Annotated in this window: 10 protein-coding genes; 6 read left to right on the top strand and 4 right to left on the bottom strand. The window is 65.2% G+C overall.

Annotated elements, in window-relative coordinates; genetic code table 11:
* Window positions 1–72 precede the first annotated feature (72 nt).
* Window positions 73–2,904, top strand: coding sequence for an FAD-binding and (Fe-S)-binding domain-containing protein (locus IEY43_RS16165; RefSeq protein ID WP_188949750.1), 2,832 nt, complete (start codon window positions 73–75; stop codon window positions 2,902–2,904).
* 66 nt (window positions 2,905–2,970) lie between these two features.
* Here the strand turns inward: IEY43_RS16165 and IEY43_RS16160 are convergent, their stop codons facing one another.
* Both IEY43_RS16160 and IEY43_RS16155 read right to left on the bottom strand, forming a co-directional pair.
* Window positions 2,971–3,582, bottom strand: a complete 612-nt coding sequence (locus IEY43_RS16160) for a heme-binding beta-barrel domain-containing protein (RefSeq protein WP_188949748.1) — start codon at window positions 3,580–3,582, stop codon at window positions 2,971–2,973.
* 220 nt (window positions 3,583–3,802) lie between these two features.
* A complete protein-coding gene (locus IEY43_RS16155) occupies window positions 3,803–4,279 on the bottom strand; it encodes a MarR family winged helix-turn-helix transcriptional regulator (protein ID WP_188949746.1) in 477 nt (158 codons plus the stop codon).
* A gap of 127 nt (window positions 4,280–4,406) precedes the next feature.
* Here IEY43_RS16155 and IEY43_RS16150 point away from each other — a divergent pair, with 127 nt between their 5' ends.
* From IEY43_RS16150 to IEY43_RS16135, 4 genes are all read left to right on the top strand, one after another.
* Window positions 4,407–5,753, top strand: coding sequence for a TIGR01777 family oxidoreductase (locus IEY43_RS16150; RefSeq protein WP_188949744.1), 1,347 nt, complete (start codon window positions 4,407–4,409; stop codon window positions 5,751–5,753).
* 359 nt (window positions 5,754–6,112) lie between these two features.
* The gene (locus IEY43_RS16145) at window positions 6,113–7,180 is read left to right on the top strand and encodes an ECF transporter S component (RefSeq protein WP_188949742.1); all 1,068 of its coding nucleotides are present in this window, start codon (window positions 6,113–6,115) and stop codon (window positions 7,178–7,180) included.
* 203 nt (window positions 7,181–7,383) lie between these two features.
* The gene (locus IEY43_RS16140) at window positions 7,384–9,036 is read left to right on the top strand and encodes a thiamine pyrophosphate-binding protein (protein WP_188949741.1); all 1,653 of its coding nucleotides are present in this window, start codon (window positions 7,384–7,386) and stop codon (window positions 9,034–9,036) included.
* 91 nt (window positions 9,037–9,127) lie between these two features.
* Window positions 9,128–10,162, top strand: a complete 1,035-nt coding sequence (locus tag IEY43_RS16135) for a hypothetical protein (protein ID WP_188949740.1) — start codon at window positions 9,128–9,130, stop codon at window positions 10,160–10,162.
* Here the strand turns inward: IEY43_RS16135 and IEY43_RS16130 are convergent.
* On the bottom strand, window positions 10,159–11,460 hold the full coding sequence (locus IEY43_RS16130) for a D-arabinono-1,4-lactone oxidase (RefSeq protein ID WP_188949738.1): 1,302 nt from the start codon (window positions 11,458–11,460) through the stop codon (window positions 10,159–10,161). The genes IEY43_RS16135 and IEY43_RS16130 overlap by 4 nt on opposite strands.
* The gene (locus IEY43_RS16125; protein WP_188949736.1) at window positions 11,457–12,647 is read right to left on the bottom strand and encodes an alanine racemase; all 1,191 of its coding nucleotides are present in this window, start codon (window positions 12,645–12,647) and stop codon (window positions 11,457–11,459) included. Before IEY43_RS16125 ends, IEY43_RS16130 begins: the two co-directional genes overlap by 4 nt.
* Window positions 12,648–12,782: 135 nt before the next feature.
* Between IEY43_RS16125 and IEY43_RS16120 the strand changes: the two genes are divergently transcribed.
* The gene (locus IEY43_RS16120) at window positions 12,783–13,547 is read left to right on the top strand and encodes a hypothetical protein (RefSeq protein WP_188949734.1); all 765 of its coding nucleotides are present in this window, start codon (window positions 12,783–12,785) and stop codon (window positions 13,545–13,547) included.
* Window positions 13,548–14,095: the final 548 nt, after the last annotated feature.

The raw sequence follows: 14,095 nt of genomic DNA, 5'->3' as shown, positions 1-14,095 counted from the left end.
TATGGCATGTGTACTTGTAAGACAATTTCCCGCGACGGTAGGCCGCGCCTACGATCCATATAGGAGCGCACCATGGCATTGAGCACGCCAGCACTCGGCGAAACCACGGTTTCATCCAGCATCCTCGACCTGGTCGGCGAGCCCGGCCGGGTGATGACCCGATCCATCGACCGCGTGGCCTACGCCTCGGATGCGTCGCACTACCTGTACACCCCGCAGGCGGTGGTGCTGGCCAAGGACGCCCGCGAGGTCTCCGATCTGCTGGCCGCCGCGAACCGGAACAACCAGCCGGTGACCCTGCGCTCCGGCGGCACCTCGCTGGCCGGGCAGGCCAGCGGCGACGGCCTGATGATCGACGTGCGCAAGAATTTCCGCGGCATCACCGTGCTGGATGGCGGCCAGCGTGTGCGCGTCCAGCCCGGTGCCACGATCCGCCAGGTCAACGCCCGGCTGGGGGTCTACGGCAGCAAGCTGGGCCCGGACCCGGCCAGCGAGGCGGCCTGCACCGTGGGCGGGGTGATCGCCAACAACTCCTCCGGAATGGCCTGCGGCACCGAGTTCAACACCTACCGCACCCTTGAATCGATGACCTTCGTGCTGCCCAGCGGCACCATGATCGACACCGCCGCCCCGGACGCCGACGCCCAGCTGGCCGCCGCCGAACCGCAGCTGGTGGCCACCCTGGAAAAGCTGCGCGACCGCGTGCGCTCCAACCCGGACTCCGTGGCGAAGATCGAGAAGCACTTCGCGCTGAAGAACACCATGGGCTACGGCATCAACGCGTTCCTGGACTTCGACTCCCCGGCGCAGCTGATGGCCCACTTGATCATCGGCTCCGAAGGCACGCTGGCCTTCGTGGCCGAGGCGGTGTTCCGCACCGTGCCGATCCGCAAGCTGGCCATCGCCACCCTGGCGGTCTTCGACAACCTGGATCTGGCCACCCGCGCCCTGCCCGAGCTGCTGGATTCGGGCGCCGCCACCCTGGAGCTCATGGACTCCACCTCGCTGCGCGTGGGCCAGTCGCTGCCCGGCGTGCCCGAAGCCATCATGGGCTTCGAGGTGGACCATCAGGCGGCGCTGCTCATCGAATACCACGCGGACAGCGACGAGGAACTGCGCGGCCTGCAGGACGCCGGGCAGAAGCTGCTGGACACGGCCGCGCTGCGCGCCCCGGCGGTGCTCTCCCCGGATGCGAAGAACCGCCAGGCCGCCTGGAAATTCCGCAAGGGGCTGTACGCCTCCGTGGCCGGGGCCCGCGTCTCGGGCACCACCGCGCTGCTCGAGGACGTGGCGGTGCCGGTGCCGTCGCTGGCCGAAACCTGCGGCAGCCTGCAGGAGCTGTTCACCGAATACGGCTACGCGGATTCGGTGATCTTCGGCCATGCCAAGGACGGCAACATCCACTTCATGCTCACCGACCGCTTCGAGGGCGAGCAGGCGCTGACCCGCTACAACGGCTTCAACGACAAGATGGTGGAGCTGATCCTCTCCAAGGGCGGCAACCTGAAGGCGGAGCACGGCACCGGCCGCGCCATGGCCCCCTTCGTGCGCGCCCAGTACGGCGACGAGCTCTACGACGTGCACCTTCAGCTCAAGGCCGCCTGCGACCCGCGCCTGATGATGAACCCCGGGGTCATCATCGACGAGGACCACGCCGCCCACATCCGCAACATCAAGCTGAACGCCACCATCGAGGTGGAGGCCGACCGCTGCGTGGAATGCGGCTACTGCGAACCGGTCTGCCCTTCCAAGGACCTGACCCTCACCCCGCGCCAGCGCATCGTGGTGCGCCGCGCCATCGCCAAGGCCGAGGCGGAAGGCAACCTGGAGCTGGCCGCGGAGCTGGAGAAGGACTACGAGTACAACGGCGTGCAGACCTGCGCCGTGGACGGCATGTGCGTCACCGCCTGCCCGGTGGGGATCAACACCGGCCTGCTGGTCAAGCGCCTGCGCCGCGAAGACGCGAACCCCGCCCTGGCCGCCGGGTTCAAGACCGCCGCCAAGGGCTGGGGCGCGGCCACCCGCGCCGGTTCGCTGGCCCTGAGCGTGGCGGACAAGTTCCCCGTAGGACTGGTCCGCGGCGTCACCGACGCGGCGCGCAAGGTGATCAGCACCGATGTCATGCCGCGCTACGACGCGGAGCTGCCCGGCGGCGGCAAGGCCCGCAAGCCGCTGGCCGGCAACCTGGGCGCCGTGGGCGGCGAACCGCTGGCCATCTACCTTCCGGCCTGCGTGAACTCCATGTTCGGCCCGGCCAGCGACGGCGAGGGCGTCTCCGCGGCCTTCACCAAGCTGCTGCAGGCGGCCGGCGTTTCGGTCTACGTCCCGCAGGGCATCGAGTCGATGTGCTGCGGCACCCCGTGGACCTCCAAGGGCTACGCGGACGGGCACGACCTGATGGCGCAGCGGGTGCTCGACGAGGTCGCGGCGGCGCTGCCGGGGAAGAACCTGCCGGTCATCTCCGACGCCTCCAGCTGCACCGAGGGCTTCGCCCACACGCTGGAAGGGCACGGCTACACCGTGGTGGACCTGCTCGCCTTCACCTCGCAGCACCTGCTGGACAAGCTGCCCGAAGGCCGCAAGATCGCCTCGCTGACCCTGCATCCGACCTGCTCCTCCACGCAGATGGGACTGAACCCGGACCTGGAGAAGCTGGCGCGGGCCGCCGCGGACACCGTGAACGTGCCGGTCAACTGGGGTTGCTGCGCCTACGCGGGCGACCGCGGCATGCTGCACCCGGAGCTGACCGCCTCCGCCACCGCCGCCGAGGCCGCCGAAGTGCGTGAGCTCGACGCCCAGGCCCATGCCTCCTGCAACCGCACCTGCGAGCTGGGCATGACGCGCGCAACCGGCAAGGACTACCGCCACGTCATCGAGCTGCTGGCGGACGCGGTCGCGCGCTAGGCGCTAGGCCCGGTCCGGGACCTCGGCGGGGCCGGAGGCGAACATCGCATCCGGCCCCGCCGTTCCCTATTCTCCCGGGTGGAAGCGCCTGACCCGATGCAGGGTATTGGCGTCGGTATGGCGCATTTCCGCGCCCAGTGCGGCCAGGCGCAGCAGCAGGTCCGAGGCATAGCTGAAGCTGTCGTCCTCGTGGAAGGTGAAGGAGCTGATGAACTCCTTGATCTCCGCCCGTTCCAACAGGTACTTGTTCTGCAGCACCCCGTAGCAGGGGTCTCCCGGGGTGGCGTTGAAGTGCACGGTGGTGTCGCGCGGCCCGGCGGTGCTCCCGGCCAGAACCGCGATGCCGCGGCCGAAGACCACGTTGCGCATCACCTGGCTGTTCTCGCGGTCCCAGAGCAGGAAGCCGATTTCGTCGTGGAACGGGTTCATGGCCTCCTCGCCATGGCGCCAGGCGGTCATCGAGTAGTTCAGTCCCCACAAGGTCTGCCTGCCGTTTTCCTGGATCGGGATGGGCTTGAAGACCGCGCGCTCGTAGTAGCCGGTTTCGCTCGTTTCATCGGTCAGGTTGTGGTACGAAAGGTCTACTCCGGCATCCCCTTCCCATTCGCCGACCAGCGGCGTGAGCGGGCCGAGCTTCTGCGGTCCCCGGATGGTCGAGATGCTTGCCAATGCGGTCATGGCGGGGTACTCCGATCAGTGAGTGGTGGGGGTGCGCGGCGCGGCCGCCGTGCACGGGTCCAGCGCACGCCACCGGGTCTCAAGTTCCTGCATCCCCGGCACCCCGCGATTGAATTGATCAATTCCAATGTAGGCACAACTCTTGCGTTAAGCAAGAGTTGTCGAAGGCAAAAGTTTAGGTGTGCATGGCCATGAGGCGGGATGCCTGATGCGCGGGGGTCTACAGGGGCAGATGGGTGCTGTTCGGGCGGGGAATGCTGCGACCCGCCACGTGGTGCAGCTTGTCCAGGGCCGCGGCGCAGGCGGCCCGCTCTGCCGGCTCCAACAGGTCCAGAGCCGCCTTCAGGTCCTGGCGCCGGCGTTCGGTGACCTGCTGCACGACCTGGCGGCCCGCAGCCGTCAGCTCCAGGGTGACAACGCTGCGGTGCGCGGGGTCCGAACCCCGCGCCAGATGGCCGGAGGCATGGAGCCTGTCCGCGAGCCGGGTGATGGATGAATTGCCCACGCCCAGGGCCTTGGCGCAGTCGCTGGACGTCGAGCGCCCCCGGCGCTGCAAGGTCAGCAGCAGGCGGAACTGGGGCAGGGATACCTCCAGCTGCTCCACGCTGCTCAGTGCGAGCCCCACAAGGTCCTGCGTGGCGGTTTCGAAGGCCGCGAGCTCCTGCTCCGAGGTCTGCGGCCGGTCCTGGGTTCCCATGAAAACCAGTTTGTCACAGGAGCATCGGCAGGCAGGGCGCGGCCGGTGGCGTGCGGCGCTGCCGGATCTCCTTGAAGCTTGCTTGAAGGAGTATCCGCGGGAAGTGGAAACTGGTTGAATGTGGGGCATGGCCGTCATTCTTGAAACAAAGATCCCCTTCCCCTCCGACGACGTCTTTGCGTGGCACGAGCGGCCCGGCGCGATGAATCGGCTGCTTCCTCCTTGGCAGCCGGTGCGCGCGCTGAGCCAGGCTCAGGACCTTCGCGACGGCAGCTCCGAGCTGGCGCTGCCTGCCGGACTGCGCTGGCATGCCAGGCATCTTTCCAGCGAGTACATCCCGGGCCGCGTGTTCGTGGACGAGCTGGCGCCCCAGGGGCTCGGCCAGGCGCCGCTGCGGCCGATCCACTGGCGGCACGAGCACCATATCCTGCCCGACGGGCCGCAGCAGTGCGTGCTGCGCGATGAAGTCACCACCAACATGCCGCAGAAATTGGTACGGCGCATGCTCGCCTACCGGCACCGGCAGCTGGCCGAAGACCTGCAGGTGCACCAGCGCGCGGCGCAGCACGGCATGGCGCCGCTGACCGTTGCGCTGACCGGTTCGCACGGGATGGTGGGAACCTCCCTGGGTGCTCTTCTCGAATCGGGTGGGCACCGGGTCATCCGCTTGGTTCGTTCGGCCCCCCAAGGTCCGAATGAACGCGTTTGGAATCCCGAGAACCCCGACGAATCCTGCCTGGATGGATGCGACGCAGTCGTCCATCTGGCCGGGGCGAGTATCGCCGGGCGATTCAATAACGAGCACCGCAGGAAAATCCGCGACAGCCGCATCGGGCCAACGCGCCGGCTGGCCCAGCTGGCCGCGCAGTCCGGCGTCGCGGTCTTCGTCAGCGCCTCGGCCATCGGCCTGTATGGCGCCGACGCCGGCGAAGAAGAGCTGGCCGAGGATGCCCCGCACGGCCGGGACTTCCTCGCGGAGGTTGTCCGCGACTGGGAGCAAGCGGCCCTAGCGGGGCCGGACACCGGCATGCGCCGCGTCCAGGTCCGCACCGGCCTGGTGCAAAGCCCCACCGGAGGGCTGCTGCGCCAGCTGCGTCCGCTTTACGAAGCCGGACTGGGCGGCAGGCTAGGCGACGGACAGCAGTGGCAGTCCTGGATCGGCCTCGATGACCTCGTGGACATCTACCACCGCGCCCTGTGGGACGGCGAGCTGCAGGGCCCGGTCAACGCGACCGCGCCCACCCCGGTGCGCAACAGCGAGTACTCGGCCGTGCTGGCCAAGGTGCTGCGCCGCCCGGAGATCTTCCCCGTCCCCGCCTTCGGGCCGCGGCTGCTGCTGGGCGATGAAGGCGCGCAACTGCTGGCGCTGGCCAGCCAGCGGGTCGTTCCCGCGAAGCTGTCCGCCCGCGGCCACACCTTCCGCTCCGCTGAACTTCCCGATGCGCTGGCCCACTGCTTGGGTAGGGAGCACTAGGCTCCCGCCCCGCTGCGGGCGGCCGCTGGTGCGCTGTCAGCCGCGGGGCTTTGCCGTATCGGCGACGAAATGTGCCACAAGCCCTCCTGGAATACATATGCGAGTTGTCGTATGCGCCGCAGGTGCTGAACGATGCAGCCGTTTGCGAGTCGGCTGACGGTTCAGGCGGCATGCGGCGCCCCAGGTCATAAAGTATCGCGCGCGTGCTGCAATGATGGGCTGAAAACCGCGTTTCCGGACGATTCCGAACAACTCCGACGCTTCGGATACGATCTGACTAGTATCTTTATTTGGCGTGAACGAAGCGCCGAAGGCCATCGGCAGTTGCCGGTGAATCGGCAACTGTATGGAGGACGGCCATGTCGCACCACATGGAATCCCGAGGTGTTCCGACCGAAGCCTTCGATGCGATCGCCCGGGATCTCCAGGCGTTGCGGATCGAGGCCGGCGACGTTCCCTACGCGGAAATCGTCCGTCGAATCGGGAAGCTTCGAGAACGCGCCGGAGTGGGTGCGGCCGCCGCCAGGCCAGCCCGAACCACTGTGTACGACGCCTTCCGCCTGGGCCGGACCCGTATCAACGCGAAGCTTGTCGGGGAAATCGTGCAGGCCTTGGGCTGCTCGCCGGAGGAGGCGGAAACGTGGGAACGCCGGTGTCTTCAGGCCCGTCTCGACCAGTCCGCGGCCAAGCAGCGGGAGCCAGCCAACCCGCAGCCCGCGCCCACCGAGCCGCCCGTCCAAATTGTCGCTGCCATCGGGCCGGCAGACACCGTGGCCAGCCGGCGGCGAATATATATACTCCTCGCAGCATGCTTGCTGATGAACTTGGCGGGCTTCTGGCTAGTGGATGCAGCAGGGCTCCGTCTTTATCTGGACATGGTCGGCACTGCATTGGCCGCCATCGCCTGCGGGCCGTGGGCCGGGGTGCTTGTCGGCCTGGCAACCAACGTCATTGGACTGTCGATTACCGATTCCTCGGCGGCGGCCTTCGGGCTGGTGAACATGACCGGCGCGCTGGTCTGGGGCTACGGCGCGAAGCTGATCAGGCGCAATTCCGCCCTACCTCAGTACGTCCTGCTGAACGTCGTGGTGGCTGTGGCTTGTTCGGTCGTGTCGAGCATCATTCTGGTTCTCCTTTTCGGGGGCATCACCGGCCACGCCTCCGAAACGACGATGCAGTCCATCCTGGCCAGCACCAGCTCGCTCGGGGTGGCCGTTTTCGAGTCCAACCTGATGTATTCACTGGTGGACAAGCTGCTGACCGGATTCATCGTGATTGCGCTGCTAGGCATGGTCAAGGATTGGATCCATGTTCCCGTCTACGGGCACGTTGCGGAGCATGCAATGGATTCCCTGGACCGCACCTACCGGTTGGCGAACGCCGGATTCGGGTCCGGGAGCAACCGCCGGGGAAGGGCCCTGGGATAGATTTTCCGGTTCGGTCCAGGGCACTGGAGAAACGGCGCCTAGCGCAACACCGCGGTTCTGCCCTATCATCATTGAGTCAGGAACCTCGATTGAGCGGATTCCGGCGCTCTCAAAAGGGGCGATACCCGTTGCCGAAATGCAACCGGTAGCGGCAGACATATATGGAATTTTCTTCAGCACCGTACTTTTGAAAAGAGTCCATGATGTCTAGCGTTTCTGCCGCCATCGCCCATGCCCTCAAGCCAATTGCACCGCAGATCTTCGGTCTGATGGGCAACGGCAACGCACACTTCCTCGACGCAGCAGTGCGCCAGGGCTTCACCTACACCGCGGTTCGCCACGAATCGGCCGCGGTAGCGGCCGCGGACGCATACTTCCGCATCTCCAACAAGCTCTCCATCGCCTCCACCACCTACGGTGCCGGTTACACGAACGCCGTGACCGCGTTGGCGGAAGCCGCCGCCGCGCGCACTCCGTTGCTTTTCGTTACCGGTGACGCGCCGACTTCGGGCTTGCGCGGCTGGGACGTGGATCAGGCGGCCATCGATGCCGCCGTGCGGGCCCCGCGCTACGTGGTGGACCGGTCGGCGCCGGGAGCCATCGCCCTGCAGGCCGCCGCCCATGCGCTGCGCGAACAATGTCCGGTGGTCTTGGCTATTCCCTACGACCTGGCCGCCATCGAGACGCCTGAAACCGAAATCCCGGACTTCGCCGCCCTCGGTTCCACGCCGCCCGCACCGGAATTAAACTCCACCCAGCTTGAACAGGTCAGCGCGCTGCTGGCCGGCGCCCAGCGACCGCACATCCTCTATGGCCGCGGCGCCATCGATGCCGCACCGCTGGTCAAGGAGCTGGCAACCAAGATCGGCGCCACCACTTCGGGGACGCTGCTGGCCCGCGACCTGCTGGACTACCCCCACGATCTGGGCATCACCGGAGGCTTCGCCACCGAGCGGAATGCGGAAATCATTGCCCAGGCGGATGTCGTGCTGGCGCTCGGCGCATCGCTGAACCAGTTCACCATGCGCTTCGGGGACCTGGTCAATGAATCCGCCACCCTGATCCAGATCGATTTGGCCGCCGCCGCCACCAATCCGCGGGTGGACTACTTCGCCACCGCCGATATCAGCACCGCAGCCGGGCATCTGCTCCAGTCGCTGCCCGCGACCACTGCCTCGTGGGCCGCGGATCTGGACCTCGCCGCGCTGCGCACCCGTCCGCTCGGAGAAGCGAAGGCCGCCGATGGGCTGCTGGATCCGCGCCGCGTAGCCAGCGAGCTGGAACGGATCCTGCCGGCGCACCGCGTTCTGGTGCAGGACGGCGGGCACTTCATCGGTTGGGGACCAATGTACTGGTCGACCAGCGGTGCCCGATCCCTGACTTGTGTTGGCACCGCCTACCAGTCCATCGGCCTGGGCATCGCTTCAATGGTTGGCGCTGCGGCGGCGGCCGACGGCCGGACCGTGGTGCTGGCCTCCGGCGACGGCGGCTTCCTCATGGGGCTGGCCGATCTGGAATCCATCGTGCGCACCGTCACTAGCGGTGTCATCGTCATTTACAACGATTCAGCCTACGGCGCCGAGGTGCACCAGTATGGATCGATCGGTCTGCATGAGGATCCGATGCTGATCCCGACCGTAGACTTCTCGGCCCTGGCCCAGGGCATGGGCGCCACCGGCATCAAGGTGGAAACCTTGGATGATTTGGGGAAAGTCAGTGAATGGGTGGAAGCCGGTGCGCAGGGCCTCTGCCTGGTTGACGCACGCATCTCGGCGCATGTCCGCGCCCCGTACATGGAGGAAGTGCTCGCGGCGAACCGCAAGGCCGCCGGGGCTGCAGCATCACAATCGGATTAAGATGCTGGTCAGGGCCGGCCTCTCGGCGTAGGGTTGCAGGGTGCACAAGTTTTTGGTTGGAACAGCGGGCCTGGGAATCGGAGCGTTGTTCATGCTCCCTGCAACCCCGGCATTCGCCGCACCTACCGGCCCGAATGACGGGGCCGGCGTGAGCGCACCCCTGCTTTCCGAAACTTCCCTGCGTGTGGCCACGATGGCAACGAACCTGAGCGGGGAGGAGCCCGGCGAGCTGTATCGGGACCTGCTGACCCGAACCGACACCGAAGCCCTGCGCGTGGCCGATGCAATCAGCGTCGCCAATCCCGACGTGATGGTGCTGACCGGCATGGACGCCGACCAGGATGCAGTGAACAGCTTCATCTCGGACTATCTGAAGAGCCCGGACGACGAGCGTTCCGATGCCGGCTACCCCTATTCGTATCTTGCCGTCGGTTCCAGCGGGGTGCAGAGCGGCGCGGACCTGGACTCAGACCGCATCGTCGGCGGCCCGGGCGATGCCTGGGGCCAGCGTGCATTCGCCGAGCAGGCCTCGACGGTGGTGCTGTCCAAGTATCCGATCAACCAGCCGGATGTCGTTTCGGTGTCCACACTGAAGTGGGACGAGGTGGCAGGCAACAACCTCGGGAGCTCCGAGCTGAGCGGCGCCGTCGCGGCTTCCATTCCGGTCATGCACAACGGGCTGTGGGACATCCCCATCGAGTACCGCGGTGAACGCGTCCATATCCTGGCCGCCCAAACCGAACCTGCGCACAGCAGCTACGGCTTCGGCGCACTACGCCAGAAGGACGAATTGAAGGTTGTCGCTGACTACATTGCCGGCGAAGACTACGTCGTCGCAGACGACGGCGCCAAGGCCGAAGGCCTCGACGGGGACCGCATCGTGGTGACCGGCGCGCTGGCTCAGCGCACCGAATCCACCGCAGCCGCCCTGGCCCTGGGCGCCGACCTCGGCCGGGATGACGCGTTGAACGATTCCGGGAACTTCGTCATCCCCAACCAGGGCTGGAACGTGCTGGGCCAGGGCCGCATCGGCGCGGAAGCCCCGGAAGACTTCCAGCTGCTCCCGGGCGCGACACCCGAGGCTATCGAAACCTCGGACTTGATCTGGACCGACATCCAGTTCTAGGCGCCCAGCAGCTCCCGCAGATAGTCATTGACGAATAGCCCCTGCGGGTCGACCTGCTGTCGAACTGCCCGGAAATCCTCAAATCTCGGATACAGCTGCGCGAGGTCGGGCGCCCGCAGCGTGTGCTGCTTGCCCCAGTGCGGCCGCCCGCCGTGCGAACGAAGGATCGACTCCATCTCCGGGAAATACTGCGGGACGCGATCGCGGATATAGCGGTGCACCGCAATGTAAACGCTGTTTCGGCCACTGGCCGTCCCCAGCCAGGTGTCGTCGCCGGCAGTGGTCCGGACCTCCAACGGGAAAACAACGGGTGCGGGCCGAGTCGTGAAGTAGCGGCGCAGTTCCGCAAACGCCGCGGCGAAGTTCTCCAGCGGCAGCGCGTACTCCATCTCGGTGAACTTCACCCGCCGCGGACTGATATAGGTCTGGTTCCACGACGCGGTGTAGCTGCGGTCTGAGAGGACCCGGCTGGCGAACCCGTTGAGCCGGGGAATCATTCGCGGCATGGCGGCGCCCACCGAACAGATGGCCTGGAGCCCGCCGTTGGACAGCAGCTCGTCGTTCACCCAGGCAGTGAGCTTGCCAGGCGCTTTCGCCGGCGTATCGCCGGGCAACCGCGTATTGGTTTTCACCTGGGCGTTGCCGGTGCCCGGGAACCAGAAGAACTCCAGATGGTCTTCCAGCGCCACCCTTTCGATAAAGCTCTCGGTCAGCGGCTCGATGGCTTCGATGGTCTCCGCGGCGTGCATCATGTAGTGCGGAACGCACCGCAGCCGCACGTGGGTGATGACACCCAACGCGCCCAATCCGACGCGGGCAGCCTGGAACAGGTCACGGTGCTCCGTGGCGCTGGCACGCACCTGCGTCCCGTCGGCCAGCATCATCCGCAGTCCGGTGACCGCGCCGCTGAATCCGGTGAATTTCAGGCCGGTGCCGTGGGTGCCGGTGCTGATGGCGCCAGCGATGGACTGTCGGTCGATGTCGCCCATGTTCTCAAGCGCCAGTCCGAAGGGCTCCAGCAGGTCCGGGACCTGCCACAACCTGGTTCCGGCCCGGAACGTCACGTCATGCGTGAGCGCATCGACTTCCTCGATTCCCTGGAAACCGTCGAGATCGAGCAAGACGTCGTCGGTCTTCGCCAGCGGGGTGAATGAATGGCCGGCGCCCACGGTGCGCACGGTGTGCCCGGTCAGCGCCGCCGACTCGAGCAATCCGCCTAGCTGGTCCAGGGAAGCGACCGACTGGCGCACCGATGGGGCGGCAGTCACTGTGCCGGCGAAATTCTGGAAGGTGGTCACAGGAAGGCCTTCCCCTCGCCTCGATAGGTTGGCCATTGGTCACTGATCTTGTTCTTCGAGAAGACCGCGACCTTGTTGACCCGTTCTGCCGGTTCCCCGGATTTTGCATGGCGCAGCCATACCGTCTCGCCGATGTTCAGGCGGTGCGCGGTCGGGCCGGTCAGCGGCGTCTGCACCTCGCCGGCTCCTTCCAACGGCAGGTAGCGCAGCTTGCGCGGATGCTCGATGCTCGGCAACCGGTCTTTTCCGGCGGGACCGGATGCGGCCCAACCGCCGCCGAGGATCGTGACCGTCTGGTGATCCGGCCTTCGGACTACCGGGAAGCCCAGGAACATGGCAGGGGACGGAGAGAAGGAACGGAAGGAGTCGAACAAGGCCGGAGCGAAGAGCCCGGAGCCTGCGGCCAGCTCTGTCACCGCTGCTTCCTTGGTGGTCGTTTCAAATGAACCGGTGCCTCCTGCATTCACGAAGCGAAGGTCCGCGAGACCGCGCACGCGGCTCACGGCTTCGGCACGCCGCTCGGCAAGCTCGGCGGCGCTGCGTTTCCGAAGGGCTCGGGCGATCCAGGCCTTGGGAGCGAACCCTCCATCCGGTACCGAGGCGATCTGCGATTCGTAGGCCATGAGCCCGTCCAGCTCGAAACCCTTCCGGCGTTGGACTTCTTCAGCCAATGAAACCAGATCCGCCGGGTCGGTCAACGGCGATCGGGCAGCCCCGATGCGCAGTCCCGGGGTCGGGTAGTAGGCGGCATCAAGCTCAAGGGCGACCTTCAGCGGATGATGGTGCGGAACGATCCGGTCGATGAGATCCAGCTGCGCAACGGAGTCGACCATGACCGTGATCTCGGCGCGTGCCTGTTCGCTGGTTGCCCAACGGCTGATGGCTTCCGTATCGGCTTGGGGATAGGCCACGACCAGGTCTTTCATTCCATGGCTCGCCAGCCATAGCGCTTCGCTCAGGGTAAAGCACAGCACTCCGCTGAATCCGTCGGCAGCCAGTGCCCGTTCCAGGGCCTTGCGGATGCGCAGCGATTTGGATGCAACACGTATCGGCAGTCCTCCGGCTCGTTCGCGAAGGGCGATCACGTTCGCATCGAAGGCATCCAAATCCAGCAATGCCACTGGGCGTTCGTTGATCCCTGCCTGTTTCAAGGCGTGGTTGTACCGTTTGGCCTGAGCATTCTTCATAAGCCAACTCTTCCATCGGTATTTGGGTGTTTCAAGGACTGGGCCGAACATGACCGGCTATTTGGGGATATTCAGGTGTTGGAACCACCAAGTTCCCGGAAACTTCAAGGTTTGGCTCGATATGCTGACAGCATTATGAGTAAAGATCCCATTTCGATGACGGTTATCGGCAACGATGGCAAACCGCGCACTGCAATCCAGGACGCAATCATGAAGGGTGTCGGTGTCCAGCGTCCGCTGGTTCTTGCCTACCTGAAACGGTTGCGACGAAAGCACCCCGAAGCGACCGCGGCAGAACTTTCCAAGATTGCCGAAAGCGACTACTTGAAAATCGTGACGGGTTCGGGCGCCGCAGTGGGAGGCACTGCAGCCATCCCTGCGGTGGGCACCGGTGTCGCGCTGGGCCTGTCCGTGGCCGCCACCCTTGGATTTCTCGAAGCGTCCGCGCTTTATGCACAGACGCTTGCGGAGCTCCATGGCATTGCCATCGAAGATCCGGAACGTTCACGAGTACTCGTTATGGGTGTGCTGATGGGCGAGGAAGGCAGTGCGATGATCGCCGGCCTCACACGCCAGGCCGCTGGGCGCGGCGGCGGACCGGTCAAGGGCTGGGCCAAGGCCTTCGGTGCGAACAAGTCGACTAGCTTCTATACCTCGATCCAGAAGACGATGCAGAAGTCGTTCATGCGCAAGATCGTCGGCACGCAGGCCGCGAGCGTTGTCGGCCGAATCGTTCCCTTCGGGGTCGGCGCGGTCATCGGCGGAGCCGGCAACCGTTTCCTGGCCAAGCGTGTTGTTGAAACTGCAGCCATCGCTTTCGCAGGGATCCCCACCCTGACTCCCGACCAGCTGGAGCTGGATGATCCCCGGATCATCGACGTCGAGGTTATCGAAGAGTAGTGAGAGCCATGGGCGGCACCGTAAATATAGAGTGACGGCGCGGATTCGACGTTTTTCAGGTTCCGGATGCGGCGGAATGGAATTTAATATTCCGGCGGTAACGGGGAGCCCTAGGAAAAAACCGCATGTTCTCGGGCTTTAAGGCCTTAAATTTTCGGTAATGAACGTGGTTCTGTTTTATGTGGTCACGCTCACCGCTGCGCAGCACCCCTCCGATTTGCACCGCCCCGCCAACCCGTGTATAGTTTTTCCTTGTCGCCACGAGCCGGACGGAACAACAACCAACCGGAACAAGGCGGCGAAAACCCCGGAAAATCAAGGTTTTCCACACCATGTGTGGACAACTCGGAATTGAATGGGAATCAAAGAATACTGGTTCGAATCACAAAGAATCGATTTGACTTTCAGAATTCAATGATTATAGAATATGAATATAACGCTGGACGATATCGCCTCCTTGAATGGGTGGCGGAGAACCGGTAAGTGTTTGTTGTTTGAGAACTCAATAGTGTGCCAAGTTTGTTGATACCAAATTATTTTTTGTTTGG

This window comes from Glutamicibacter protophormiae (genome assembly GCF_014647495.1).
Lineage (GTDB): Bacteria > Actinomycetota > Actinomycetes > Actinomycetales > Micrococcaceae > Glutamicibacter > Glutamicibacter protophormiae.
This window is presented reverse-complemented; position numbering and strand designations above follow the sequence as displayed.

What these genes read in the sequence shown, in the direction of transcription:
- IEY43_RS16165 (WP_188949750.1), top strand. Translation starts at nt 73, where the DNA reads ATGGCATTGAGCACGCCAGCACTCGGCGAAACCACGGTTTCATCCAGC.
- IEY43_RS16160 (WP_188949748.1), bottom strand. Translation starts at nt 3,582, where the DNA reads ATGACCGCATTGGCAAGCATCTCGACCATCCGGGGACCGCAGAAGCTC.
- IEY43_RS16155 (WP_188949746.1), bottom strand. Translation starts at nt 4,279, where the DNA reads ATGGGAACCCAGGACCGGCCGCAGACCTCGGAGCAGGAGCTCGCGGCC.
- IEY43_RS16150 (WP_188949744.1), top strand. Translation starts at nt 4,407, where the DNA reads ATGGCCGTCATTCTTGAAACAAAGATCCCCTTCCCCTCCGACGACGTC.
- IEY43_RS16145 (WP_188949742.1), top strand. Translation starts at nt 6,113, where the DNA reads ATGTCGCACCACATGGAATCCCGAGGTGTTCCGACCGAAGCCTTCGAT.
- IEY43_RS16140 (WP_188949741.1), top strand. Translation starts at nt 7,384, where the DNA reads ATGTCTAGCGTTTCTGCCGCCATCGCCCATGCCCTCAAGCCAATTGCA.
- IEY43_RS16135 (WP_188949740.1), top strand. Translation starts at nt 9,128, where the DNA reads ATGCTCCCTGCAACCCCGGCATTCGCCGCACCTACCGGCCCGAATGAC.
- IEY43_RS16125 (WP_188949736.1), bottom strand. Translation starts at nt 12,647, where the DNA reads ATGAAGAATGCTCAGGCCAAACGGTACAACCACGCCTTGAAACAGGCA.
- IEY43_RS16120 (WP_188949734.1), top strand. Translation starts at nt 12,783, where the DNA reads ATGAGTAAAGATCCCATTTCGATGACGGTTATCGGCAACGATGGCAAA.